Here is a 774-nt window from a genome sequence, read left to right on the forward strand (position 1 = left end):
CCGGGTCGCACGCCGCCAAGGCGCTCACGCACTCCACCGCGAAGTGGCCCTGGGTCGCGGACGCGGCAGGCCCCGGCGTGCACGTGATCCGGCTGTCGTTCGGCGCGCAGGACGAGGCACCCGCGACCGAGAACCTCAGCGATGAGGATGCCGCGGCCCTCGCGCTGTCCGAGGCATCCGCTCTGCTCGGGGTGCCGCTCACCCCCGACGCGCTGCGGGGGTCGGACCGGCAGCGCTACGTGCAGGCGCAGCCGGGCTCGGTGCTCGGACGCCCGGAGCGGGTGGCCGCGGCCCGGGCGGCGATCCAGGCCGTGCCGCGCCTCGGAGTGGTGGGCGCATGGGTTGCCGGAACCGGGCTCGCGCAGGTGGTTCCCGACGCCAAGGCCGAGGCGGACCGGGTGCGTCGACAGGTGCTGTGGGGTCCGACCGGGGAGCCGCCGGCCACTCCGTGAGAGCCGATCGGCCCCGTGTGGCGCCCGCGCGGTCAAGTGGATGCCGGAAACGGAATACAGCGATAGCCTGGGGTCATCCCAGCACTGCAAGAACCGTGAATCGAGCGTGAGGAGATCCCCATGAGGGGCAAGGTTGGACTCGTCATCGGACTGGCCGCGGGCTACGTGCTCGGCACCCGTGCCGGACGCGAGCGCTACGAGCAGATCAAGGCACAGGCTCTCAAGGTGTGGGAGCTCGATCCCGTGCAGGCGCAGGTCGCCCGTGCCGAGGCGTTCGGCAAGTCGGCGCTCGCCGCGCTGCCCAAGGCCGCATGGAACGGGG

1 pseudogene is annotated in these 774 nt (G+C 72.9%); it reads left to right on the plus strand.

Annotated features, from left to right (window positions below):
* Window positions 1-572: 572 nt before the first annotated feature.
* Window positions 573-774: pseudogene (locus ASG00_RS15450) on the plus strand (hypothetical protein); the annotation flags it as partial.

This window comes from Microbacterium sp. Leaf351 (assembly GCF_001423825.1).
Taxonomy (GTDB): domain Bacteria; phylum Actinomycetota; class Actinomycetes; order Actinomycetales; family Microbacteriaceae; genus Microbacterium; species Microbacterium ginsengisoli.